Here is a 24,269-nt window from a genome sequence, read left to right as displayed (position 1 = left end):
ATTATTAAAAGATACATATTAAGTAAAGGGGATAATTTTCTATGAAAAAAATTAGTGTGTTTGTCTTTTTGGGATTATTAATATTAGTAATCGGTTGTAGCAGTGATCAGGATACACAAGCAAATAACGAAATAGCTGATGATAAAATAACAATCTATTCTACCTTATATCCATTAGCGTATTTTGCAGAAGAGATTGGTGGTGAGTATGTGGAAGTAGAAACCGTGTTACCACCAGGGTCTGATCCACATAATTATGAACCTACTTCTAAAACAATGATAGATATTGCTGAATCTGACATGTTTTTGTTTAATGGGGCAAACCTAGAAGCATATGCAAGTAAAATCGAAGAAGCATTAGCTGAAGAAGATGTATTAATGGTGGAAGCTTCAGAAGGGGTTTCGCTTGTAGAACATGTTCATCATCATGAAGAAGAGCAAGATCACGATGAACATGAGCATCAAGATGAAGAAGACCATGAGCACGCAGAAGAGGAAGGCCATGACCATGAAGACCATGAACATGCAGAAGAAGAAGGCCATGACCATGAAGATCATGAACATGCAGAAGAGGAAGGTCATGATCATGAAGATCATGAACACTCAGAAGAGGAAGAACAACAAACAACAGAAGAATCAAATGATGAACATGATCACGATCATGGTGATGCAGATCCTCACTTATGGCTCGACCCTATTCGAGCTATAGAGTTAGCACGCAATGTTAAAGATTCGTTAATTGAATTACATCCGGATCAGGAAGAAACATTTGATTCCAATTTTCATAGTTTAGAAGAGCGGTTGATTGAGTTAGATGAAAGCTACCATCAACAATTAGAGAATGCTGCTAACAATGAAATATTAGTGACACATGCAGCATATGGATATTGGGAACAGAGTTATGGTATCCAACAAATTGCTTTATCTGGCTTATCACCGTCAGAAGAACCATCGCAAAAGCAGTTGGAAAATATTATTGATCATGTAGAAGATCGCAATATACAATACCTTTTGTTTGAACAAAATGTAGAACCAAAAGTAGCAGAAGTTATTCAAGCCGAAACAAATGTAGAATCATTACAATTGCACAATTTATCAATCTTGACAGAAGAAGATATTGATAACGAAGAAACGTATTTCACATTAATGGAACGTAACTTGGAAGTTTTGAACGATGCACTTGAATACTAAATGAAAAACACGGAGTGATTTATCGCTCCGTGTTTTTTCTGTAAAGGTAAATTTTTTGTAAATATTCTAAAATACGATTGTGTATATAAGTAAATTGTTATATAGTTATATTTGGATGAGAAAGGAGAGGTTAGATGCCAACGAAAACGGTGATGGATATCGGTAAATCCGCCAAAATTTTAAAGGTTCTGGGTGATAAAACACGGCTGACAATGTTGAAGCTAATAGAAGAGCAAACCTGTTGTGTATGTGAATTCGTAGAGATCTTTCAAATGAGCCAGCCTTCTATTAGTCAACACTTAAGAAAGTTAAGAGATCTAGATTTAATTAAGGAAGAACGCAAAGGACAATGGGTCTTTTATTCGTTAAATCAAGATTCTGAATGGTATGCATTTATTCTGCCGATAATCGATCAATTACCAAATCAGCAAGAAAAATTAATAGAATTAGAGAAAAACGGCACAAGAATCACATGTTGTTAGTTGAAAATAGGGGGACGTTGTTTTGTTAGATGTTGTATTAGCGATAAGTATCTTTCTGGTTACCTTAGTCTTGGTGATATGGCAACCGAAAAATCTCTCAATCGGCTGGTCGGCCTGTGGTGGAGCGATCCTTGCTCTACTCGTTGGAGTGGTCGGTTTGCAAGATGTTTGGGAAGTAACGGGCATCGTTTGGAATGCTACATTAGCGTTTGTTGCTATTATTCTGATTTCCTTAATATTAGACGAAATTGGCTTTTTTGAGTGGGCAGCGTTACACATGGCTCGTTTGGCAAAAGGTAATGGTATAAAAATGTTTATATACGTTAGTTTACTTGGTGCAATCGTCGCAGCTTTTTTTGCAAACGATGGTGCAGCGTTAATTTTAACACCGATTGTCTTGGCAATGGTTCGTAATCTGCAATTTAAAGAAAAAATGGTATTTCCATTTATAATGGCAAGTGGTTTCATTGCAGATACGACTTCATTACCTTTAATTGTAAGTAACCTTGTCAATATTGTATCTGCTGATTTCTTTGAAATTGGTTTTGTCGAATATGCTTCAAGAATGGTTATTCCGAACTTATTCTCGATTGTGGCAACGATTCTAGTTCTTTATTTATATTTTAAGAAGAATATTCCGAAAAGCTACAATTTAGATCATTTGAAAAAGCCAGCAGAGGCGATCAAAGATTTAAAAATGTTTCACTTATCATGGTATGTTCTAGCCGTTTTATTAGTTGGTTATTTTGTTAGTGAATTTATTGCAGTACCAGTCTCTATTATTGCTGGGGTCATCGCAATCTTCTTTCTACTAATGGCTCGAAATAGTCAAGCAGTCAATACGACATCTGTGGTAAAAGGAGCTCCTTGGGAAATTGTCTTTTTCTCGATCGGGATGTATGTTGTGGTATATGGTTTGCGAAACGCCGGATTAACAGACGTATTAGCTGGTTTGATTCAATGGAGTGCTGACCAAGGCTTATTTAGTGCAACTGTTGCAATGGGCTTTATTGCTGCTATCCTTTCTTCTGTTATGAATAATATGCCAACTGTGATGATTGATGCTTTGGCAATTGCAGAAACAGACACATCAGGCGTAGTAAGAGAAGCACTGATTTATGCGAATATTATCGGTTCAGACCTAGGACCGAAAATTACGCCAATTGGTTCACTAGCGACACTGTTGTGGTTGCACGTATTGTCTCAAAAAGGAGTCAAAATTTCATGGGGAACGTACTTTAAGACAGGGATTGTTTTAACAGTACCGATTCTATTTGTTACATTAATTGGACTATACTTAACTTTATTACTATTTTAATTAAAGGAGAAATGAGATCATGACGAAAAAAACAATTTACTTTTTATGTACAGGTAATTCTTGCAGGAGCCAGATGGCTGAAGGATGGGGTAAGGAACATTTAGGTGAAGACTGGAATGTGTATAGTGCAGGTATCGAATCGCACGGCTTAAATCCGAATGCTGTAAAAGCTATGGATGAAGTAGGCATAGACATATCTGAGCAAACTTCAGATAAAATTGACTTGGACATTTTAAGAAATTCAACTATGGTTGTTACACTGTGTGGGGATGCTCGTGATAAGTGTCCTGTGATTCCATTCGGTATCCGCAACGAACACTGGGGATTTGATGATCCAGCAAAAGCGGAAGGAACTGAGGAAGAAAAATGGAAGTTCTTTCAACGCGTAAGAGACGAAATTGGTGAGCGTATTAAGCAATTTGCAGAGACAAGTAAGTGACATGATAAAAAAGTGATGAGTGTATATGCTCATCACTTTTTTTGCACAAAAGTTACTGTACAAGTTATGAGTTTCCATTTATTATAATAGTGACAAATATTTGGGATCTATTCAAAGGATGGTGATTGAATGACGATGGTTGGAATTGATTTAGGAACATCTAATAGTGTTGTAGCTTATTGGAAGGATGGAAAAGCTAGGATTATTCCCAATGTTTTGGGTAATTCATTAACACCATCCATTGTAAGTCTTGATGAAAACAAAGAGATAATAGTTGGTGAAGTAGCTAAAGAACGAATGATATCTCATCCAGAAAAAACAGCTTCCTTATTTAAAAGGACGATGGGTACGGACAAGAAAATCCGATTAGGCAGTGCAGAATACTTATCAGAAGAGTTATCGTCGATGGTTCTGCGTAAATTAAAACAAGATGCTGAAGTATTTTTAAAAGAAGAAGTTAAAGAAGCTGTAATTAGCGTACCTGCCTATTTTAATGATCATCAACGAAAGGCAACAAAAAGAGCGGCAGAAATGGCAGGTTTACAAGTAGAACGTTTAATAAGTGAACCAACTGCTGCAGCTCTATCATATGGTATTCACGATAGAGAAGCGGATGTGAATTTTCTTGTGTTTGATTTAGGTGGGGGAACCTATGATGTGTCGATCTTAGAAAAATTTGATGAAATTATTCAAGTACGGGCTATTGCAGGAGACAATTTTTTAGGAGGAACTGATTTTACCACAGCTGTTTTTGAATATTTTTTGATCAAAAATAAGATAGAACCAAATACCTTAACAGATAAAGAAAAGTCCGTTTTGTTAAAACTAGCAGAACAAGCAAAATGTTACTTAAACAATGAAAATAAGACAACGATCAACTTTCAGAAAGATGATAAAAAATACATAGAAACAATAGATAATGTTATTTTTGAAGAGATTACGTACTCCTTAATACAAAGGTTGCGTGCACCAATCGTGCGAGCATTACATGATGCCTCCTTAAGACCAGATGACTTAGATGCAGTGATATTGGTTGGCGGAGCAACGAGAATGCCACTGATAAAATCGGTAGTGACCAAAATAATAGGTAGAATACCATATTCCGAGATAGACCCAGATCAATCAGTAGCACTTGGAACAGCGATTGAAGCTGCATTAAAACAAAGAGATACATCAATACAAGAAACAATCTTAACGGATGTATGTCCTTTTACATTAGGTACCGATATTGTAAAGGATATGGGGAATCAACGATATGAGAGTGGTTATTTTTTGCCGATAATTGAACGAAATACACCTATTCCTGTTAGTATCGAAAAGCGGCTCTACACCGTTTATGATAATCAAGAAAAAATCGTAATCGATGTTTACCAAGGGGAGAGCAGAAACACGAAAGATAATTTAAAAATTGGCGAGGTTACCATTGCGGTTCCGCCTGCTCCTGCTGGTAAAGAAATGATTGATGTGCGCTATACCTATGACATTAATGGAATATTGGAAGTTGAATGCACACAAGTTAGTTCGGGAATGAAAGAGACCATCGTAATTGAGCAAAATCCGGGGAACTTATCTACTGAGGAGGTTGATAATAGATTAAAAGAGTTGGCCTCTTTAAAAATTCATCCTCGTGAAAAGGAAGAAAATCGTCTGTTAATAGCCAGAGGTGAAAGATTATATGAAGAAACATTAGGAAATTTACGTAATGAAGTAGCAAGTTTACTAGAAGATTTTGATCGGGTTATTGAAACACAGAGGGTAGATTATATTAGTAAAGCTGCGAAACAACTAAAACAACGACTGGATCAAATTGAAGGGTGGAATTCCCGTTTATGATTGATTGGAAGATACTTGATATTGAGCCTGCTGAAGATTTGAAAGTTATAAAGCGTGCATATGCCAAACAACTAAAACATTATCACCCTGAAGATGATCCTAAAGGATATCAGCACCTCAGAGAGACGTATGAAAAGGCAGTAAGTTATGTTCGAAAAAAAGAAAATGATAACACTGCTTTTACAAAATTACCTACTGAAACAGTTACCACTATTCATTATCACCACTCACAGACACCATTAGAAGAATTTATCGAGAAATTACAGTTCATTTATCATGATTTTAATCAACGGATAGACATTTCCTCATGGAAAAATCTGTTAGATTTCGAAGCGGTATGGAGTGTTGAATGGTTTCCTCGAACTAGACATGCTATCACGGAATTCCTTGATCAACACTCCTTTTTGCCTATTGAGGTCTGGCTGTTGTTGAATGAAACGTTTGATTGGGAGAAATGGGATCAAGATTTCTATAAGAAATACTTAGAGCAACATAATTACTTAAGATATGATTGTCTTAAAAGCGTGAAAGACAGTGAAGCTGATCGGTACTTAGAAGGTAGAAATAATGTTTACGAAGCACTAAAAGCGAATAACCTTAAACAGGCTGAAAAGTTAATAGACAATGTCAAATTAATCTTCGCTGATGATCCAGAATTATTACGACTGCAAGGAATTTATTATCAAAGAAAAGGAAACGCTCGTCTTGCCTTGCAATGCTATTGTGAATGTTTAGAAAAAATACCTAATGATGTTGATTGTCGTGCAGAAAAAATCCGCTTATTACACCAATTAGGTCGGTGGAAAGAAGTTATTGAAGAAACAGAGTTATTACGTGAACTCAATGATATTCCGTCTATCAAATTTTTATATATCAAGGCTTTAATGGAAACAGATCAATGGAATAAGGCTGAAGAAGAGATACATAAAATGATAGATGAAAACCCTAATGATGTAGAGGCGAATAATCTTTTCACAAAAATAATTCACCATCAAAGAAAAAATAAGAAAAGTCGTTATGAAAAAACACTAATGAATAATAGCGTACAACCTTTTTCATTCAAAGATAAATTAGTATTTTCACTTTATTTACAACCTTATAAAAAAATTTTTCTACTCTTTTTTTGTTGTTTGATCGTACAATCTATTATTTCTGATTCGATTGAACGGTCAATTGGCTATACATTTTTCGAATGGTTTCCGGTAGCGCTCTCATTACCAAGTCCATCTATAGAGACTTATGGATATATGGTGATTCTTGTCGTACTCTATTTTATGATTATTAAAATGATCGTTCGAGTGTTTCGAATATTTTTTTATCAGGAGGTACAATCGTAGTGCAACTTTCGAAAGAATTCAGGGAATTTGTCAGTGCTATTATCTCTTTTCATTATCGTGAAGATCGCTTTATGTTAGAAAGTCTAGGTTTATTTCCTGTTAGAAGAAGTTATAGTAAGCAAATATGCGATAAATGCAACATACATAATAAAGCAGACTTAGATCGTGAATTACAATGGTTATATGAAGAAGGTGAGCGACAGGAATTCAATCAATTATGGCATCAGCTAAGCTTAATTTCCTATTCGAAAAGAGAAGTCATGCTAGCAAATATGTCTGATCGGAATGTAGATTATCTTCGTCAGAAAATGATGCATGAAAAAATCTATCATATCCCGACTGGTGGAATTATGGCAATAGATATCGTGAATTATTTGTTGCTTGCTGTAGCCGGTTTCAGAGTGAAATATTTGACGGAAGATCAACTTCATCCATATCTTATAAAAGGCGTTTCATTGTTACAACAAAGATACTATAGTTGGCAGGATTTTATAAACGGATATGCACTTGGACAACAATTCAAAGCTGTAAATATCGAGCCTACATATGTGAAAAAAAATAAAAAATATCTAGTAGCCTTTCTTTTGGCGAAACAAAGTCCTATGAATCGAATCGATTGGGACACCCCCTTTGAGGATTTAGTATCTCCGAAAATTTAGACAATTTAATATTTTCAAGTGTAACCTTTTATACAAATGAGCGACAAATTAGATAAATGAGTAAAAGGGGTCGTTTAAAATGAAGTATTTTCTTAGTGTATTCGTGCTATTATTTGTCTTTGCTTGTGGAACCGCTTCAAATGATGGAAATACTAGTGAAGAGTCTCCAGAACCATCAGAAAATGTGATGACAGGATATGTTGCTAAAAAGGAAGATAATCGCATTCTAGTAACGGAAAAACGATTAGATCAACCATTCGATGAAATTGCTGTAGAAGAAGTGAATCAACAGGCGGGAAATGCTATTTCTTTTAATATAGAGGATATTGAGAAAAGTTTAGCAACTTCTTTAACTGTTGGTGAAAAAATTGCGGTGACACATGGAGCGGTTGCTGAGTCCTATCCCGGACAAAGTTCAGCTACCTCAGTTGAGAGAGTAATAGATAATGAACATGATCTTGTCGAAACACATGGAGAGTATGCAAACCTAATCCAGTTAGAAATGTTCAGACAAGAAGTTGACAATGAAAAAAATTCGAACTTGAGACTGGTTAGACATACAACAGAAGGTGATCTTATTTTTCACAATATTCAATATAAAGATGGAAATTATCAAGTATTTGTTGATGCCACTCAAGACGAATATGGTGTAGAAGAGACCATAAGAGGATTTGGATGTGAACAGCTAGAATACTATTTAACAGAAGAAGAAACGATATCGTTCGACCTACAAAATTGTGAAAATGAGGGCGGACAATTACCAGTCGCTAATGTCCCTTTTTCAGAAATGATTATTCCGGAGCAAAGGTATCATCGTCTAGAAGTGATCTTAAATGACGAAGTGCTCATAGATACAACGGATGAAGATAAGAAAGAGGAGATAATCAACAAAATAAAAGAAGCTCAGCCTCAATCCGTGATGGCGATGAGTTTGATGGCACCAGAGGGTGAGCTTATCTTAAAAGGTAAAATGGCAGAGATCCGATTTGATTATTACCCAGAAGGAAATGTCATGCGTTACAATTCCTACATCAATTCAATGATTCAAGTAAAGTAAAAAGAAAACCTCGCCACTCGCAAAAAGAAGAGGCGGGGTTTTCAAATCTGAGCAATTACCTTGAATGTGAGATGAATAGTTGCTATTATTTTAATTATCTCAGTTTCGAGATAATGTATAATTTATTAAAATGCTGGGCAAATCAAATGAAGAATGAACCAACAAAGAAAGGGAGTATTTATACATGGTTAAGGTAGCAGTAGTTTATTACAGTTCAACGGGGACGAATTACCAACTGGCAAAATGGGCAGAAGAGTCCATTAAAGAAGCTGGAGCAGAAGTGAAAGTTGTTCGTGCAGCAGAAACAGCTCCAGAAGCAGCAATAGCATCTAATCCAGGGTGGAAACAACATTTAGAGGATACAAAAGATATCCCAGTTGCAACTTCTGAAGATTTAGAGTGGGCAGATGCCATTTTATTCAGTACACCAACTCGTTTTGGTACATTACCATCGCAAATGAAACAATTTATTGATATGCAAGGTGGACTTTGGGCAACAGGAAAAACGGTCAACAAAGTCGTAAGTGCAATGTCATCTGCTTCTAATGCTCATGGAGGACAAGAGGCTACTATCTTAAATTTATATACCGCTATGATGCACTGGGGTGCCATTATTGTACCACCAGGGTATTCAGATGATTCCGTTTTTGCTAGTGGAGGAAACCCATACGGCACAAGTGTGACACAAAGTCAGGAAGATGGATCCATGGTAGAAGATGTCGAAGCTGCCGTTAAACATCAAGCAAAACGTTTAGTGGAAGTTACTAATAAAATTCACAGCTAATATCTTTTTTAATGAAAAAACTTGATGAAATGCAAAATCTATGTCAAAGTAGAATATAGTAATTTCATAGTAAACATGTAGGGGGACCGGTGTTGCCGGTTGAGATAGTATCCGTAAAGATGCTGACCCTTAGAACCTGATCTGGTTAGAACCAGCGTAGGGAACATATAAGATAACTGAATCTTTATGCGCCCTAGGCAAATTGTCTAGGGCGCTTTCTTGTATGTTCCTCTAAATAAAGAAAAATATTAGGGGGATTCAAAAATGAAAAAAATAAGTTTTGTGTTCGTACTTTTTACTTTTTTATTAACTGCCTGTGGTAATTCAGATTCAACGGAAGAGCTTGAGGAAGTGACTTTCGTTCTGGATTGGACACCGAATACCAATCATACCGGTTTATATGTAGCGCAGGAAGAAGGATATTTTGAAGAACAAGGATTAGATGTAGAAATCGTCATGCCAGGTGAAGCTGGTGCCGATCAAACGGTAGCAGCAGGAAAAGCCCAATTCGGAATTAGTGCACAGGAGGCAGTGACAGAAGCACGCGTCCAAGATATACCAATTGTTTCGATAGCCGCAGTGATCCAGCATAATACTTCAGGATTTGCTGCTCCTAAAGAAAAAGGTATCACATCGCCAGCCGATTTTGCCGGTAAAACGTATGGAGGATGGGGAGCCCCAGTTGAAGCAGCTGTAATTGATTCCTTAATGAAACAAGAAGATGCGTCTGTTGAAGATGTCGAGATTATCAATATGGGAAATACAGACTTTTTTACAGCGGTGGAACGTGATGTGGATTTTGCGTGGATTTATTACGGATGGACTGGTGTTCAAGCAGAACTACGAGACGTAGAATTGGATATGCTTTATCTGACAGATTATTCTGAAAAGCTAGATTACTATACTCCCGTCATTACAACCAATGAAACTATGATCGAAGAAAATTCAGAAACGGTGAGTGCAATGGTAGCAGCATTAGAAAAAGGCTATCAATTTGCAATTGAGAATCCAAGTGATGCAGCAGATATTTTAGTAGAAAAAGTACCTGATCTGGACGAAGAATTAGTGCACGCTAGTCAAGAGTGGCTTTCGCCTAAATATCAGGATGATGCAGAACAATGGGGCATTCAAACAGAAGGTGTTTGGCGCAATTACGCAGAGTGGATGTTTGACAATGATTTATTGGAAAGTGAACTAGATGTCGAAGCAGCATTCACAAATGAATTTTTACCAGAATAGAAGGAGAGAATATCCATGGCAAATTCTTTAGTTAGCATTCAAATCATTCCAAAAACACCAAAAGGAGAAGACTCGATCCCTTTTGTTGATGAAGCAATCAAGATTATTGAAAAATCAGGCGTTAAATATCAAGTGAATCCATTAGAAACTACAATGGAGGGGGAACTACCTCAATTGCTTGTCGTTATCGAAAAAATGAACAACCGTATGCATGAGCTAGATTGTCCTAGTGTAATTTCTCAAATCAAGATATATTCTCGAGCAGACAATCAAGCTTCGATGAGTGAATTAACAGCAAAATATCATTAATATTTTTGGAAGTGGCCATAAAATGCTTAAAAGTGGCCATAAAGCTTGCTAAAGTGGCCATAAAACAGGTGAGAGTGGCCATAAAAGCACTAGAAGTGGCCATAAAACATGAAAAAGTGGCCATAAAATTAGGAGCATGTATATGTTTAGAAGGTCATATTCAGCGATCGCAGTTATGGCAAGCATTCTGATTGTTTGGGAGATTTCCAGTCGATTATTAGATATACCGACTTGGATTCTGCCAGCACCATCTGTGATTATGCAAGAAGCCTTTACAAATTGGCAAAATTATCAACATCATATTTATTCGACAATCACATTAACGGTTAGTGGATTTGCGATAGGGGTAACAATCGGTCTGATCATAGCGATTTTACTTCATCTTATGCCTAGAGTTCGTGAGGCATTATATCCACTCCTTATTTTATCTCAAAATATACCTATTATCGTCCTAGCACCTTTGTTAGTGATTTGGTTCGGTTTTGGTATTACACCAAAACTATTAATTATTACATTAGTATGTTTTTTTCCAATTGCCGTAGCGACAATAGATGGTTTGAAACAAACGAATCCAGAACTCATCCATTATATGAAAATGGCAGGTGCAACCAAAAAGCAAATTTTCACCAAGCTGGAATTGCCACATGCTATTCCACAGCTATTTTCAGGATTGAAAATTTCAGCAACCTATAGTGTGATGGGTGCCGTTATTTCTGAATGGCTTGGTGCCAATCAAGGTATTGGTGTTTATATGACATTAGCATCTTCTTCGTTTCGAACAGATCGTGTCTTTGTAGCAATTTTTTTCATTATGATTTTATGCTTAATCTTTTTTAGTCTGATAATTACTGCAGAACGATTAATTTTGAAATGGCGACCAAGTGAGGAGGGGAAACGATGAGTAAATTAGAAATCGAGCAACTCTCTAAAAGCTTTGGTTCACAACCAATACTCGAACAATTACAATTTCATGTAAAGGAAGGCGAATTTGTATCCTTACTTGGACCATCCGGGAGTGGAAAAAGTACCATCTTTCATCTGATCGGTGGACTATACAAGCCAGATCATGGTTCGATTCGTTTAAACGGGAATGAAATTAGTGGTCAAAAGGGTTCAATAAGTTATATGCCGCAAACACCATCGTTGTTTCCTTGGCGTACCATTTTAGAAAATGTTGTACTTGGTGTTGAGTTATTCGAAAAACCAGATAAAGAGAAAGCGAGAAGAATGTTAGAACGAGCAGGACTTGCAGATTATATTGATGCTTATCCCCATGAGTTGTCGGGTGGTATGCGTCAACGTGTTGCATTTATTCGCAGCATTTTAAGCCCGCAATCCTTTATTTGCTTGGATGAACCTTTTTCTGCATTGGACGAATTCACGCGATTCGATATGCAGAAATGGTTATTGTCTATTTGGGAAGAGGAGCGGCCTTCTGTTTTATTTGTTACACATAACATCGAAGAAGCGATCTTTTTATCGGACAGAATTCTAGTTTTAGGATCAAAGCCAGCGCAAGTTATCAAAGAGTTTGATATCACGTTTGAACGTCCTAGAAATGAAGAACTAACGTTAACTTCTGAATTTCTAGACGTAAAAAAAGCAGTCTATCAAACATTGAGAGGTGAGCTTGGTGATTGATGCGCATATTCATCTAGACTGGTACAATCAGGAAGATCAACAACAGATACTTCAGGATATAACTAATAGTAGCGTAGAAGGATTAATCGCTGTTTCTAGTGATAGCAAGAGTTGCCAAAAAGTATGGGATTTACACATTCAAAATCAATATGTATACCCTGCTTTTGGCTGGCATCCAGAACAACCAATACCAAGTAAAGCTGAATTAGAGCAAATAGAAGCAATGATTCGTAAACATCATAAAAATTTAGTTGCGATTGGTGAAGTTGGTCTTCCTTATTATAAAAGACAAGAAGATACTCGAATTCATCTTCAACCATACCTTGAAATATTAGAACGATTTATCCTTCTAGCGAAAGAATTTGACCTACCGATTGTGTTGCATGCCATTTATGAGGATGCTGAATTGGTCTGTGATCTCTTAGAAAAGCATCGTATTAAAAAAGCACATTTTCATTGGTTTAAAGGATCTAGCTCTATCCTCAACAGGATGATGAAAAATAAGTACATGATATCCATTACTCCGGATTGTCTCTATGAAAAGGAGATACAAGAAATAATAAGACAATACCCATTGGAGTTATTAATGGTGGAAACAGATGGACCTTGGCAATTCGAAGGACCTTTTAAAGATAAAATGACCCACCCCAAAATGATAAAATATTCTATCAAAATGATCAGCGAAACAAAAGAAAAGTCTTCCGAAAGTGTAGAAGACTTAATTACTTTTAATACGAAAAAGTTCTATGAAATCTAATTATAGATAATAAGGAGAACATTATTCACAAGCGACACCATCACGATCACCATCCATATGGGTTCCGTACCCGGAATCACCTTCATACAGAGGAGTTACCCCAGCCTCTCGTGCTTCTGAACAATTAGCATAATAGACATCTTCTTGATCGCTGTTTGTATTAGATTCGGAACTTTCAACTTGATGATTAAAACCGTCATCTGTGACATAGTTATCTTCACTCCAAATGCCAATCCCTAATTGTCTTGCTTGCTGTTCTGCTTGCTTCAACTCATCCTGATGCTTATAGGGAGGATCATAGACGTAAGCATATCGAGCTAATCCTTCTTCAATTAACATCTTATTAAAATTCTCACCATCTACCCATAAATAACCAAGCAAGCGATCATAATGGTCGCGCTTCGGTCCATCAAATTCAATTTGTATCGACTTTCCCGCAAGCTTTTCCACAGCAAAATCGGAGGCTTCTGGACCATATGGCTGGACAGGTAAGTTAGGGTGTTTGGTTTCGGGTGTGTCCACTAGTAAAAGCCGAACCGTTTCTTCTTTACCATTCAATTGAATACTTACAGTATCACCATCGACCACACGATTGACTTTGGCATCAGCAAAGTCTTCGTTATCTATTGTCTTTGCTTCATTAGCTTCTGTTTTATCAACAACAGATTCATCCTTATTATTCTCATTCTCTATTATTTTGTTTTCCTGATGATCATTGAGTGTTTTTTCCTCAACAGTTCCACATCCAGCTAAAAATAAGAACAATAATAACAAAAATATCATCCATTTGTAAAAATACATGTTGCCATCCTCCTGCTGTTCGTTTACTCTGAGCAATAGTTTACTATAATATAAATGATAAAGCTATCATCAGTTAAAAGAAGAATGACAATTTATTTTTCCTATACAGTTTCTTCATTATCAAACAAACGATATCCTATATAAAGTAACAAACAGGCTGCCATCGCAAGAGACCCCCAACCTAATGTCTGTTGTTCGATAATTAAGTAATTATTGCATATTTGCTGATCAATCCAAATATAGAGAAATCCTGTGATGACTAATGTAGCAAATAAATAGATTAGAAACATATACTGTCCGATATTCCTGATCTTTTTCCAACTGTCACGTAAAGGTATTCCAACCAAAATAGGCAAACTAATAAACTTAAAATATTCTACATAAAAATGAGTCAATGCATCATCCATTGCTCGTGGCAGTTGCCAATAAGACCAAATAAGTACCACTAGTACTATCCCAGGAATACCCGATCGATTCCATTTATCAAAAAAGCGAGGGAATTTGTTTTTTAAAAAAGGGGTAACCAAAAATCCTGTGAAAACGAGTAAGGGCATTTGTGTGTGCATATGGAAAATCATAATCGATTCTAATAAATTTGCGACAGGAGGAAGAATTAAAAAGATGTATAAAATAAGTCCGTATTTTGCCTGCTTCATAAAGAATCTCCACCAATCACGGATTTCACTCGATCAACTGCCTGATCAATATCCCTATAATCCATTACATCCACTAAACTTCCATTGCGATTCACTAAATAAAAGGCGCTATTGTGTTGAAAGTTACCATAATCGTCAGGTATGACAATCACCCCAAGTTGATCCAACAAATTACTAAGCTCAGCTTTGTCATTAATTCGAGCCATTCGCCAAGTCTCGCCATCACTGTCAAAATAACTCCTATATTTTTCTAATGTTTTAGGATCGTCATGTTCCGGATCGAAACTAATACTTAAAAATTGAATATCTTTTTCAATCATTGTATCTGGTAACTCTTGATATACTCCTTGCATATTTTGTTCGAGCTGTGGACAGACTGTAGCACAATTGGTATACATAAAAGTGATAAATAAGTACTTATTTTGTTGAAGTTCCTTTATATTGTAAGTGCGATCTTTGCTATCCTCTAAACGGACATTTGGTAGGGAAGGTTGATCTTTTAGTAATTGATTCGTTCTGGCTTGTTCTTCTGTAAATGCTTGAAAACCATCCGTTCCGATTATAAAAACACCTAAACCAAATAAAAGAACAATTGCTAAGGCTATTCGTTCATAATTGGTCATTCGATTCACCACCTTAAACAATATAGTAATGGTCCGTTATCACTGTTAACTATCAGGAAGGACAGAGATAACGGACATTATAATTTTTACCATGTACGTATTGGCGGAGATCCTGGAGGTGCATTAACAATCATATCGACGATTGGTATGACATACGCCATTGCCACAACCGCGAGTAAAACAATTGCCCACAATCCCCAGCGTTCAGTCCAAATTGGCACTTTCGGCTGATCATCTTCTGGTTCTGCTACAGGGTATTCTGTTGTTCCTTTTGGTGCAAAGAACATCATATTAAATACAGCATAAACTTGAATAATGACGCCGATTAATAAGAGAGTTGCTCCAGTTGCAAAAATGTACTCATACGGAAGCCAGCTTAATGCTGCTTCATTACCGGCATATGTTGTATCCGATGTACGACGAGGATCACCTATTAAACCTGCTATGTGCATAGATCCTGCCATAATTGCCATACCGATTGTCCAGATCCATGTCTGAATAACACCAATTTTATTCATTTTAGGTGTCAATTGTCGTTTCGATAAATGTGGAATTAACCAATAACAAATTCCAAAGAAGGTGAGAACAACCGAAACTCCAACGGTGATATGGAAGTGTCCAACCACCCACATTGTATTATGGATGACTTGATTCATTTGGTTACTAGTATTTACAATACCGCCTGCTCCACCAGGTATAAAGGAAATCATCGCGATCATAGGTGCAAGGAAACGAACATCGCCCCAAGGTAATTTCTTCAACCATCCAAAAAGACCTTTACCACCTTTATTACGACCTGCTTTTTCCAAAACATAAAACATTGCAAAAGCGGTCATTAAAGATGGAACTGCTATCGATAAACTCATAAAAACATGTAAAAACTTAATCGAAGTAGAAATTGCTGGATCGATTATTTGATGATGGAATCCACCAGGGATGTTGAGAACTACTAAAAGGATAACTACTAAACGAATTAGTTTTTCATTAAAATGTTTACCACCAATAATCTTAGGTACAATTACATACCATGCAGAGGTTGCTACTAAATACCATATGTTCACTAAAGTATGACCAAACCACCAAAACAATGTTCTCGTAACCATTACATTGATCGTTTCCACCCATCCAAGTACCCATGGGATAATCATAAAGACTTCAATGGTAACGCCAAGACTTGCGAAAAACCATAGAACAAATACCCCCATAGCAAAAAAAGCAAGAATCGGTGTAGTTTGACCAGGATTTTGTTTTCGCCAATAACGATAGTTGATCATTACACCAAATGATACCGCCCATATGCCTAAAACTAAGAATACTAATCCAATATAAAAGATAGGGTGCGCTGCTAATGGTGGATAAAAAGTGTAAAGGACAGAAGCTTCTCCTAACACAATCATTGTCACACTTAAAACAACACCGATCAGCTTTAACAAAATGCCGATCCATACCATTTTTCTGACTTTTGGTAATAACCCATTAAAGGAATGGGATAGATTAGCAAGTTGGTATCCAATTGTAAAGGTTGCGGTAAAAACTACTAATAATAATAGTCCATGTGCAGATAAAACCTGATAATAATTAAATCCAGATGGCAATTGATAGAGACCTGCTCTTTCAAGCCCTTGTATTAAACCTAATATTCCACCAATTAATAAGGTAGCAAAAGATATAGCAAAGTAAGTGAGTGATATAGTTGCATCTTGAGAATTTACACCTAATTTATTTTTAAATTTCTCTCGGATATCTATCGCCTGTTCCACAATTGATCCCTCCTTATTTCACGATAATAGTAGTAAACATTGCTTGATGACCAGCACCGCAATATTCATTGCACAATACGAGATATTCTCCAGGTTCATTAAAGGTTTGCGTGATTTTTTGAATATGACCGGGTAATACCATAGCATTTAAGTTTGTACCTGGAATTTGAATGCCATGTGAAACGTCTTTTGATGTCATTGTAAATTCGACTTCTGATCCAACAGGTATTTCGATATTCCCAGGATTAAATGCAAAAGCTTCTAATGTCATTACCAATTCGTATTTATTATTACCTAAGTCAATGAGGCCAGGATTGTCAAAAGGAGCTGTTTGATCTACCTTTTGCGGATCTATCGCTTCCTTGTGACTTGGAGGTCCCATTCCTAATGCAAACGTTTGGTAGCCAACAATCACAATAAATATAACTAAAACACTAACACTTAAAATCATCCAGATTTCTTCTAACTTCCCCACAATAAAACCCCTCCTTTAAATATGAAGATTTTGTGAAAAGCAATTGGATTACTAGATAAAAATCAATACTTATCGGTATAATAAGTAGTAGTGAATCAGACCCTTTGCATATAGATCGCAAAAACACCTGCCCACATTAAAATAATAATTAGTGCAACAATAGTGACAGAGGCAATTGTTCCAGACATCGAATGGCTTTTTTGTTTTGGATTCATTTTATTTCCTCCTATCTATTTTATAGTTACATCAAGCATAAAACATTTTGTGACAGGAGACTGTGAGCAAAGTCACACCTTTAACGTAGAAAAAAGATTATGATAAGAGTAGTAAAAACACTTTAAGCATTAGAAAGGAGAAAAAACATGAAAAAAACACTATTAGGTATAACATTTTTATTATTTATTCTTATACTTGCAGCTTGTGGTGGCGGTGATGATGAAGATAACACGAGTGATGCTGGCGATACAGCCAATGGAGATGGAGCAGTGGTTGATATAAAAGCATCAAACTGGGAATTTGATCAAGAAGAATATACAGCTCCGGCAGGTGAAGTAACTGTAAATCTTTCCAATGAAGAAGGATTCCATGGTATTGAAGTAGAAGGAACAGATATTTCAATTGATTCAGAAGGGTCTGCTTCTGCTACACTAGAACCTGGAGAATACACAATCAGGTGTAGTGTTATGTGTGGTGCTGGACATGATGATATGGTCGCGACATTAATAGTCGAATAATAAAAAAAGGATTTCCTTAGTAATCAGGAAATCCTTTTTATATGGAACGAAAGTGGGCATTGCTACATCGAATTGTGTTAAGATAATAACTACACCAGTTCCAAAGGAGTTTACTATGAAGTTTCGAATTTTGTATGAAGATAATCATTTACTTATGGTTGAAAAGCCTGTAAATGTTCCTGTTCAATTAGATGAGAGTAATGATCGAGATCTCTTAACAATTTTAAAAGAAGATATAAAAATACGTTATCAAAAACCTGGTAATGTCTATTTAGGGCTTGTTCATCGCCTCGATCGTCCAGTAGGTGGTGCCATGATATTTGCCAAAACATCGAAAGCAGCTTCACGATTATCCGATACCATTAGAAAAAACGAACTTACCAAAACATATCTAGCGGTTGTGAGAGGCGTACCAAAACCAACAGACCATTTGGTTGATTTTTTATATAAAGATCGTCAAAAAAATATCGTTAGCGTTTCATCTAAGAAAAATAAACAAGCAAAAAAAGCGATGCTCGATTATCAATTATTAGCAAGTGATAATGGATTAAGCTTAGTAAAGATCAATTTACTTACGGGTAGATCACACCAGATTCGTGTGCAATTTGCGTCTAGGGGTTTTCCGTTATATGGCGATCAAAAATATGGAAGTAAAGTGAACAAACCTGGACAGCAGATCGCTTTATGGTCGCATGAAGTAAGTTTTATCCACCCTGTTCGAAAAGAAGAAACAAAGGTGGTATCTTACCCGCCAACCGAATATCCTTGGACCAATTGGGAGCAATTTTTAGAATAGAAAGGAAGTAAGAAATGGAATTTGGGGTGTATACATTAGCTGAGATACTTGAGAATCCAAGAACAAAGCAAACCATTCAAGTGAACGATCGTATTGAAATGATTGTTGAAATGGCACAATATGCTGATAAAAAAGGTATTGATATATTTGGTGTTGGTGAACATCACCGCTTAGACTATGCGGTGTCCTCTCCGCAAATGATGTTATCTGCTGTTTCACAAAGAACTGAATCTATTAAATTAACAGCGTTAACATCTCTTTTGAATACTGCTGATCCTGTTCGATTATTTGAAGATTTTGCCACACTTGATTTGTTATCGAAGGGTCGTGTTGAATTTACTGCAGGTCGCGGAGCATTTGTCGAATCCTTTCCGTTGTTTGGTTATAATGAAAGGGAGTATGACCAACTTTTTGAAGAACATTTGGATCTCTTTATCAGTTTAAATGAGCAAGAAAAAGTATCGTGGGACGGTAATTTCAGACCTTCTTTATCAGAGGCAGAAATTGCACCACGCCCTTTTCAAGCTAAATTACCAATAGCAATTGGTGTAGGAGGAACGATTGAAAGTGCCGAACGAGCAGGAAAAAATGGGTGTGGTTTAACAGTAGTTATGATTGGAGGTATTGCTAAGAAGTATCTTCCATTAGTGGAAAGGTACCGTCAAGTGTTTACCGGTAATCGACCGCAAGTTGCGATAGCAGGGCATACGTTTATTCGTGAAACAGAAGAAGAATTATCTGAAGAGTTTTATCCCTATTACGCCAATTATTGGAAGCATTTAAACAAACAAGGAATTGGGGGTGCAATGGGTGCAGCTAGATCTGATCTTGCATACATAACAAGTAAGGAGTCTTCTCTGTTTGTCGGGACACCTGATCAATTAATTGCAAAAATTGTCTACCAGCACCAACTTTTTAAACATGATCGATTTCATGCACAAATTGATTTTGGTGGACAAGATCTTACATCAATAAAAAAGTCAATTGATTTATTGGTAGAATACGTGATACCTGAAGTGAACAAGCGCATAACGACGTAGAAAAAGTTATGTTTCGATAAAAAAGTATAATTTAAAATCGCTTTATGATAAGATGTAATTATTCTGAAAGCGGTTTAGAGGGGGATCACATGAACTATAATAAAATAAGAATACCATTATTAACTGCATTAGTTTTATTGATGATATTAGACTTAACCGATATTATCGATGTTCCATTAGCTGTTATCGTAATCATTGCAGCTGCGTTAATTTGGTACAACATTTACATCCGCAGAAATATAAGTAATCAGAATAAAAAGAATAACTAATTCAAAAAGACAACTATTATGTTGTCTTTTTCTAATTTTCGTTTGAATAGAGAGTCACCTTTCTTGATAAGTTTTGAGGCTTTTGGGTAACTTAAAACTAATCTAGAGAGGAAGGCATGATCTCAATGAAGCAACGAATGATTGATTGGCCAACGTTTATTGGAGCCTTTGTTTTATTAGTAGTAGTAACAGTGCCGCTTATTCTCTATCCTGAAGCGGGTAAAGAATTTGTAGGTGAGGCGAATACATTTATGACAACTAATTTTGGTGTGATGTATTTAGTAATGGGACTGATCATTTTTGCCTTTTTATTATATGTCGCTTTTAGTAAAAATGGTCATGTAAAATTAGGGAAAGAAGGAGAAAAGCCAGAATTTAATTCTTTCTCATGGGCAGCTATGTTATTTGCTGCAGGAATTGGTTCTAGTATTCTGTATTGGTCTGTGATCGAATGGGTCTACTATTATCAGGGGCCTCCATTTGGATTAGAAGCAGAGTCGCAGGAAGCGGTTCAATGGGCAACAGCCTATGGTATATTTCATTGGGGGCCAATTGCATGGGCAATCTATACGTTACCGGCATTGCCAATTGCTTATTTCTATTATGTACGAAAGAAACCTGTCTTAAAAGTAAGTGAAGCGATACGACCGGTATTAGGTAAATGGGTAGATGGGCCACTTGGTAAATTGATTGATATTCTCTTTATATTTGGTCTATTAGGTGGAGCTGGTACTACCTTAGCATTAGGGACCCCGATGATAGCGGAAGGTGTAAACCATCTTACGGGTATACCGGTAACACTGTGGGTGCAAGCTGTGATCATGTTAGTTTGTACAACTATCTTTGCTGTTAGTGCTTATTCCGGGTTAAAACGAGGTATCAAACTCTTAAGTGATATTAATTTATGGTTAGCATTGTTTATTTTAGCTTATATTCTAGTAGTAGGACCTACGAGGTTTATTGTAGAAACGACATTTAATTCGATCGGTATTTTATTAGATAACTTTTTTAAAATGGCTACATGGGCTGAGCCTTTCGGTGACTTAGGAGGATTCACAGAAACGGGATTTCCCGAAGGATGGACTGTATTTTATTGGGCATGGTGGCTTGTTTATGCACCGTTTGTAGGTTTGTTTGTAGCACGAATATCAAGAGGACGAACCATTCGTGAAATGATATTTGGTACGATGGTTTACGGTACATTAGGTTGTGTACTCTTCTTCGGTATTATGGGTAATTTCGGATTATATTTACAATTAACTGGAGAGTTTAATGCGATTCAGTATATGAATGAATTTGGTCCAGCTGCAACCATTATAGCTATCATTGCGCAACTGCCATTTGCAGATCTATTAGTAGGTTTATTTACGATACTTGCCGTCATCTTTTTAGCAACAACTTTTGATTCCTCTTCCTTTATTTTAGCTTCTGTCGTGCAGAAAGAAGTGGAGGATGAACCATTACGATGGAACCGTTTATTCTGGGCATTTTCGTTATGCATAATGCCACTTTCGTTAATGTTTTTGGGAGGATTAGATACCTTGCAGACTGCCAGTATTATTGGAGGATTTCCACTGATCTTTATTATGTTCTTGTTGGCATGGTCCTTCATGAGAGCTTCCAATCGTGATATCACTGCTTCAGATGATTATGAAGCACCTACTATATATATTAAGCGATGGAGACAGAAAAAGAAACGTTCTGCATTAGAGGTATTAAAAGAGAACGATCCTGATCGTAAAGAATAAAGATTTGTTAAAATAGTTACTTTCTCCATAAGTAACTATTTTTTATTTACATGTGTCTTTACATGTGTAATATATTATGTATAATAGAAGTCATGACACGAAAGGATAGGTGAAATAAGTGAATAAAAAAGAGAAAACTTTGGGACTTATTATATTAATTATCGTTTTTCTAGGTTATTTTATTCCTTATACCTTCTTAAGTAATGTTACCAAATGGTATGGTAGTTTTTTATTATGGTCGATTCTGGCTATCTTAATTATTTTGGTGAATTACGTTTTAACGAAAAGTTGGAGGGATGAGGAATGAGTACTACATTAGTTTGGTCAACAATAGCAATATACGTTGTTATTGCTATTGTTATAGCTTATTTGTCACGCAATGGTAAACAAAACAGCATGTCTGGCTATTTTTTAGGCGAAAGAAAACTGAATGGTTTTGTCTCAGCATTAAGTTATAGTGCGACTACTTACAGTGCTTTTATGTTAGTAGGTTTAGCAGGTTTAACATATAACGGAGGAATTGGAGCTTTCGGTTTTGAAATCATTTATTTTATGGGTGTATCTCTTGTAGCAATTTTCGGTCCTCGTTTTTGGTTGGTCGGAAAAAAATATGGCTATGTAACCCCATCAGAAATGCTGGGGGACCGTTACCAAAATAAATGGGTCGCAGTAGTGGCGGCGATCTCAAGTTGTTTATTTCTAATTCCGTATAGTGCTGTGCAATTAACTGGAATTGGATACTTACTGCAAGGGGTAACAAATGATGCGATCCCATTTACGACAGGTGTTATTATTGCAACGGTATTGGCACTAGTATTCTCTTATATTGCTGGTATCCGGTCTGTAGCTTGGACAGATTCTCTTCAATCCTTATTGATGATTATCACATCGACTATCGTAGTCATCCTAATTGTAGATGGTCTCGGAGGAATAAGTGGTTTCTTTGCATCGATTGAAGAAACTAATCCGGAAAGCTTAGCTGTTCCAGGTAACGGTTTCTTTAATTTTTGGACTTTCTTAGGATTAACGATCCCTTGGTTTTTCTTTAGTATTTCAAATCCACAAGTTAGTCAGCGGTTGTTTATGCCCGCTTCATTAAAGAGTATGAGACATATGCTATTAGGTTTTTTAATTTTTGGACTTATCTATACGGTTGTATCTGTTGTGTGGGGTTTTTCAGCATCTATTTTATTTCCGAATCTTGAAAATGCCGATTTAGCTACACCAATGTTATTATCGTCTGATCTGGTTCCACCAATATTAGGTGTTATTGTCATGGTCGGCATCATGGCAGCAGCTATCTCTACAATTGATTCAATTTTGTTAACCTTATCCTCTTTATTCTCAAGAGATGTTTATCGTAATATTCAAAAAGATGTGAATGATAAGAAACAATTGCAGGTCGGTAAAGTAGTTATTCCAGTGATTGCCGTATTAGCTTTTTTATTCGCACAATTACAACTAGATTTAATAGCTGTGTTATCCGTTGCTTCGTCAGCAGGATTAATTGTGATCGTGCCAGCCATTATCGGTACTTTTTTCTGGAAAAAAGGAACAGCAGCTGGGGTGATTGTCAGTGTATCAGTAAGTAGTATCATTGTTATCTTAATCGAAGCAACAGGTGGTCTATTATTTGGTTTGAAATCAGGTCTTTGGGGAATATTATTTTCTACTATTCTATTTATCATCATTAGTCTATTAACGAAAGCACCAGCGCAGAAAGCAGATGAGTTCATTGGATATGTTAAAAGCAAAATGAAAAACAAGCAGAAATTAAATTAGAAACGACTATGAAAAGAGTTTTAAAATTAGAAAAATCCAAACGATTCAATCGTTTGGATTTTTATGCGTAGTAGGAACATACTGCGCAATAACTAGAGTGGTAATTTTGAGATTTTATATGTGCTTTACAACCGCTCCGGCTTGTCCGTTTCCCTTTCCGCGGGTTTTTACCCTAAGTTAACTTTTTAAGCAAAGTTCGCTTAAAAAGTGGATCTTAGGGTAAAAACATCCCGCAGGAGTGAAAACGGACGCCTGCGCTATGATATACTCAACAACTTAAGCACGAGTATTCATATTGGCTTCTTTCACTATTTTTTTAGTAGGAAACCAAAGTAGTAGCAATTGTAAATGTTGTAGAATCTCATTCAGCGTAGGCGGCCACTCCAACTCCTATGGGACTCGTTTTTCCAGAAGATCCACTTTTTCAAGCGGTTTTTGCTTGGAAAAGTTAGCTGAAGGAAAAACCCCATGGAAAGGGGAGTGGCCAAGCCGTAGCGGAGGTCACACTCATTCATCATGTCAAAATTACCTCAAAGTTAT

At 36.4% G+C, this 24,269-nt stretch carries 27 protein-coding genes and 1 riboswitch; of the genes, 21 read left to right on the top strand and 6 right to left on the bottom strand.

The window, feature by feature from the left end; translation table 11 throughout:
• Positions 1–41: 41 nt before the first annotated feature.
• The 14 genes from BN3107_RS12965 (at position 42) to BN3107_RS12900 (ending at position 13,045) form a co-directional block, all read left to right on the top strand.
• Positions 42–1,190, top strand: coding sequence for a metal ABC transporter solute-binding protein, Zn/Mn family (locus BN3107_RS12965; protein WP_058308075.1), 1,149 nt, complete (start codon positions 42–44; stop codon positions 1,188–1,190).
• 134 nt (positions 1,191–1,324) lie between these two features.
• Positions 1,325–1,672, top strand: a complete 348-nt coding sequence (locus tag BN3107_RS12960) for an ArsR/SmtB family transcription factor (protein ID WP_058308074.1) — start codon at positions 1,325–1,327, stop codon at positions 1,670–1,672.
• Positions 1,673–1,694: 22 nt separating this feature from the next.
• Positions 1,695–2,990, top strand: a complete 1,296-nt coding sequence (locus BN3107_RS12955; protein ID WP_058308073.1) for an arsenic transporter — start codon at positions 1,695–1,697, stop codon at positions 2,988–2,990.
• A 19-nt stretch (positions 2,991–3,009) separates the two neighbouring features.
• A complete protein-coding gene (arsC, locus tag BN3107_RS12950; protein ID WP_058308072.1) occupies positions 3,010–3,429 on the top strand; it encodes an arsenate reductase (thioredoxin) in 420 nt (139 codons plus the stop codon).
• Positions 3,430–3,558: 129 nt separating this feature from the next.
• Positions 3,559–5,262, top strand: coding sequence for a molecular chaperone HscC (locus BN3107_RS12945; RefSeq protein ID WP_058308071.1), 1,704 nt, complete (start codon positions 3,559–3,561; stop codon positions 5,260–5,262).
• Positions 5,259–6,599, top strand: coding sequence for a J domain-containing protein (locus BN3107_RS12940; protein ID WP_058308070.1), 1,341 nt, complete (start codon positions 5,259–5,261; stop codon positions 6,597–6,599). The genes BN3107_RS12945 and BN3107_RS12940 overlap by 4 nt, the downstream gene beginning before the upstream one ends.
• Positions 6,599–7,258 (top strand): DUF1266 domain-containing protein, encoded by a 660-nt coding sequence (locus BN3107_RS12935; RefSeq protein WP_058308069.1) that lies wholly within the window; start codon positions 6,599–6,601, stop codon positions 7,256–7,258. The genes BN3107_RS12940 and BN3107_RS12935 overlap by 1 nt, the downstream gene beginning before the upstream one ends.
• 79 nt (positions 7,259–7,337) lie before the next feature.
• On the top strand, positions 7,338–8,315 hold the full coding sequence (locus tag BN3107_RS12930) for a DUF3221 domain-containing protein (protein WP_058308068.1): 978 nt from the start codon (positions 7,338–7,340) through the stop codon (positions 8,313–8,315).
• A 184-nt stretch (positions 8,316–8,499) separates the two neighbouring features.
• Complete coding sequence (gene wrbA, locus BN3107_RS12925; RefSeq protein WP_058308067.1) at positions 8,500–9,099, top strand: NAD(P)H:quinone oxidoreductase; 600 nt, start codon at positions 8,500–8,502, stop codon at positions 9,097–9,099.
• Between the two features lie 69 nt (positions 9,100–9,168).
• A riboswitch (TPP riboswitch) is annotated at positions 9,169–9,279 on the top strand.
• An 84-nt stretch (positions 9,280–9,363) separates the two neighbouring features.
• The gene (locus BN3107_RS12920) at positions 9,364–10,338 is read left to right on the top strand and encodes an ABC transporter substrate-binding protein (protein ID WP_058308066.1); all 975 of its coding nucleotides are present in this window, start codon (positions 9,364–9,366) and stop codon (positions 10,336–10,338) included.
• Positions 10,339–10,353: 15 nt separating this feature from the next.
• Positions 10,354–10,647 (top strand): MTH1187 family thiamine-binding protein, encoded by a 294-nt coding sequence (locus BN3107_RS12915; RefSeq protein WP_058308065.1) that lies wholly within the window; start codon positions 10,354–10,356, stop codon positions 10,645–10,647.
• A 142-nt stretch (positions 10,648–10,789) separates the two neighbouring features.
• Positions 10,790–11,548 (top strand): ABC transporter permease, encoded by a 759-nt coding sequence (locus tag BN3107_RS12910; protein WP_082631305.1) that lies wholly within the window; start codon positions 10,790–10,792, stop codon positions 11,546–11,548.
• Positions 11,545–12,288, top strand: a complete 744-nt coding sequence (locus tag BN3107_RS12905) for an ABC transporter ATP-binding protein (RefSeq protein ID WP_058308063.1) — start codon at positions 11,545–11,547, stop codon at positions 12,286–12,288. Before BN3107_RS12910 ends, BN3107_RS12905 begins: the two co-directional genes overlap by 4 nt.
• Positions 12,281–13,045 carry a TatD family hydrolase gene (locus BN3107_RS12900; RefSeq protein WP_316245033.1) on the top strand — a complete coding sequence of 255 codons (765 nt, stop codon included), beginning with the start codon at positions 12,281–12,283 and terminating at the stop codon, positions 13,043–13,045. The genes BN3107_RS12905 and BN3107_RS12900 overlap by 8 nt, the downstream gene beginning before the upstream one ends.
• A 21-nt stretch (positions 13,046–13,066) precedes the next feature.
• Here BN3107_RS12900 and BN3107_RS12895 read toward each other — a convergent pair whose 3' ends face one another.
• The 6 genes from BN3107_RS12895 to BN3107_RS19835 all read right to left on the bottom strand — a co-directional run bounded on the left by BN3107_RS12895 (position 13,067) and on the right by BN3107_RS19835 (position 17,575).
• Complete coding sequence (locus BN3107_RS12895; protein WP_058308061.1) at positions 13,067–13,846, bottom strand: thermonuclease family protein; 780 nt, start codon at positions 13,844–13,846, stop codon at positions 13,067–13,069.
• Between the two features lie 101 nt (positions 13,847–13,947).
• The gene (locus BN3107_RS12890) at positions 13,948–14,502 is read right to left on the bottom strand and encodes a hypothetical protein (RefSeq protein ID WP_058308060.1); all 555 of its coding nucleotides are present in this window, start codon (positions 14,500–14,502) and stop codon (positions 13,948–13,950) included.
• A complete protein-coding gene (locus BN3107_RS12885) occupies positions 14,499–15,125 on the bottom strand; it encodes an SCO family protein (RefSeq protein ID WP_058308059.1) in 627 nt (208 codons plus the stop codon). Before BN3107_RS12885 ends, BN3107_RS12890 begins: the two co-directional genes overlap by 4 nt.
• A gap of 86 nt (positions 15,126–15,211) precedes the next feature.
• Positions 15,212–16,885 carry a cbb3-type cytochrome c oxidase subunit I gene (locus tag BN3107_RS12880; RefSeq protein ID WP_058308058.1) on the bottom strand — a complete coding sequence of 558 codons (1,674 nt, stop codon included), beginning with the start codon at positions 16,883–16,885 and terminating at the stop codon, positions 15,212–15,214.
• A gap of 13 nt (positions 16,886–16,898) precedes the next feature.
• Positions 16,899–17,360, bottom strand: a complete 462-nt coding sequence (locus tag BN3107_RS12875) for a cytochrome c oxidase subunit II (RefSeq protein WP_231735317.1) — start codon at positions 17,358–17,360, stop codon at positions 16,899–16,901.
• A gap of 95 nt (positions 17,361–17,455) precedes the next feature.
• Complete coding sequence (locus BN3107_RS19835) at positions 17,456–17,575, bottom strand: cytochrome c oxidase subunit 2A (protein WP_148434730.1); 120 nt, start codon at positions 17,573–17,575, stop codon at positions 17,456–17,458.
• Between the two features lie 147 nt (positions 17,576–17,722).
• Here BN3107_RS19835 and BN3107_RS12870 point away from each other — a divergent pair, with 147 nt between their 5' ends.
• The 7 genes from BN3107_RS12870 to BN3107_RS12840 all read left to right on the top strand — a co-directional run bounded on the left by BN3107_RS12870 (position 17,723) and on the right by BN3107_RS12840 (position 23,729).
• The gene (locus BN3107_RS12870) at positions 17,723–18,094 is read left to right on the top strand and encodes a cupredoxin domain-containing protein (RefSeq protein WP_058308056.1); all 372 of its coding nucleotides are present in this window, start codon (positions 17,723–17,725) and stop codon (positions 18,092–18,094) included.
• Between the two features lie 115 nt (positions 18,095–18,209).
• On the top strand, positions 18,210–18,890 hold the full coding sequence (locus BN3107_RS12865) for an RluA family pseudouridine synthase (protein ID WP_058308055.1): 681 nt from the start codon (positions 18,210–18,212) through the stop codon (positions 18,888–18,890).
• Between the two features lie 14 nt (positions 18,891–18,904).
• Positions 18,905–19,930 carry an LLM class flavin-dependent oxidoreductase gene (locus BN3107_RS12860; RefSeq protein WP_058308054.1) on the top strand — a complete coding sequence of 342 codons (1,026 nt, stop codon included), beginning with the start codon at positions 18,905–18,907 and terminating at the stop codon, positions 19,928–19,930.
• 89 nt (positions 19,931–20,019) lie between these two features.
• On the top strand, positions 20,020–20,199 hold the full coding sequence (locus BN3107_RS12855; RefSeq protein ID WP_058308053.1) for a hypothetical protein: 180 nt from the start codon (positions 20,020–20,022) through the stop codon (positions 20,197–20,199).
• Positions 20,200–20,324: 125 nt separating this feature from the next.
• On the top strand, positions 20,325–21,947 hold the full coding sequence (locus BN3107_RS12850; RefSeq protein ID WP_058308052.1) for a BCCT family transporter: 1,623 nt from the start codon (positions 20,325–20,327) through the stop codon (positions 21,945–21,947).
• Between the two features lie 118 nt (positions 21,948–22,065).
• Positions 22,066–22,254: a hypothetical protein gene (locus tag BN3107_RS12845; protein ID WP_058308051.1), complete on the top strand. Its 189-nt coding sequence runs from the start codon at positions 22,066–22,068 to the stop codon at positions 22,252–22,254.
• The gene (locus BN3107_RS12840; protein ID WP_058308050.1) at positions 22,251–23,729 is read left to right on the top strand and encodes a sodium:solute symporter family protein; all 1,479 of its coding nucleotides are present in this window, start codon (positions 22,251–22,253) and stop codon (positions 23,727–23,729) included. Before BN3107_RS12845 ends, BN3107_RS12840 begins: the two co-directional genes overlap by 4 nt.
• The last annotated feature ends 540 nt before the right edge of the window (positions 23,730–24,269 follow it).

Origin of the sequence: Gracilibacillus massiliensis, from assembly GCF_001458115.1 — a bacterium.
Lineage (GTDB): Bacteria > Bacillota > Bacilli > Bacillales > Amphibacillaceae > Gracilibacillus > Gracilibacillus massiliensis.
The sequence above is the reverse complement of the archived record's forward strand: the minus strand, read 5'-3'. Positions and strand labels throughout refer to the sequence as shown.

Coding starts and splice junctions, on each gene's coding strand:
- BN3107_RS12965 (WP_058308075.1), top strand. CDS start 42: ATGAAAAAAATTAGTGTGTTTGTCTTTTTGGGATTATTAATATTAGTA.
- BN3107_RS12960 (WP_058308074.1), top strand. CDS start 1,325: ATGCCAACGAAAACGGTGATGGATATCGGTAAATCCGCCAAAATTTTA.
- arsC (WP_058308072.1), top strand. CDS start 3,010: ATGACGAAAAAAACAATTTACTTTTTATGTACAGGTAATTCTTGCAGG.
- BN3107_RS12945 (WP_058308071.1), top strand. CDS start 3,559: ATGACGATGGTTGGAATTGATTTAGGAACATCTAATAGTGTTGTAGCT.
- BN3107_RS12940 (WP_058308070.1), top strand. CDS start 5,259: ATGATTGATTGGAAGATACTTGATATTGAGCCTGCTGAAGATTTGAAA.
- BN3107_RS12930 (WP_058308068.1), top strand. CDS start 7,338: ATGAAGTATTTTCTTAGTGTATTCGTGCTATTATTTGTCTTTGCTTGT.
- wrbA (WP_058308067.1), top strand. CDS start 8,500: ATGGTTAAGGTAGCAGTAGTTTATTACAGTTCAACGGGGACGAATTAC.
- BN3107_RS12920 (WP_058308066.1), top strand. CDS start 9,364: ATGAAAAAAATAAGTTTTGTGTTCGTACTTTTTACTTTTTTATTAACT.
- BN3107_RS12915 (WP_058308065.1), top strand. CDS start 10,354: ATGGCAAATTCTTTAGTTAGCATTCAAATCATTCCAAAAACACCAAAA.
- BN3107_RS12910 (WP_082631305.1), top strand. CDS start 10,790: ATGTTTAGAAGGTCATATTCAGCGATCGCAGTTATGGCAAGCATTCTG.
- BN3107_RS12905 (WP_058308063.1), top strand. CDS start 11,545: ATGAGTAAATTAGAAATCGAGCAACTCTCTAAAAGCTTTGGTTCACAA.
- BN3107_RS12895 (WP_058308061.1), bottom strand. CDS start 13,846: ATGTATTTTTACAAATGGATGATATTTTTGTTATTATTGTTCTTATTT.
- BN3107_RS12890 (WP_058308060.1), bottom strand. CDS start 14,502: ATGAAGCAGGCAAAATACGGACTTATTTTATACATCTTTTTAATTCTT.
- BN3107_RS12885 (WP_058308059.1), bottom strand. CDS start 15,125: ATGACCAATTATGAACGAATAGCCTTAGCAATTGTTCTTTTATTTGGT.
- BN3107_RS19835 (WP_148434730.1), bottom strand. CDS start 17,575: ATGAATCCAAAACAAAAAAGCCATTCGATGTCTGGAACAATTGCCTCT.
- BN3107_RS12870 (WP_058308056.1), top strand. CDS start 17,723: ATGAAAAAAACACTATTAGGTATAACATTTTTATTATTTATTCTTATA.
- BN3107_RS12865 (WP_058308055.1), top strand. CDS start 18,210: ATGAAGTTTCGAATTTTGTATGAAGATAATCATTTACTTATGGTTGAA.
- BN3107_RS12860 (WP_058308054.1), top strand. CDS start 18,905: ATGGAATTTGGGGTGTATACATTAGCTGAGATACTTGAGAATCCAAGA.
- BN3107_RS12855 (WP_058308053.1), top strand. CDS start 20,020: ATGAACTATAATAAAATAAGAATACCATTATTAACTGCATTAGTTTTA.
- BN3107_RS12850 (WP_058308052.1), top strand. CDS start 20,325: ATGAAGCAACGAATGATTGATTGGCCAACGTTTATTGGAGCCTTTGTT.
- BN3107_RS12840 (WP_058308050.1), top strand. CDS start 22,251: ATGAGTACTACATTAGTTTGGTCAACAATAGCAATATACGTTGTTATT.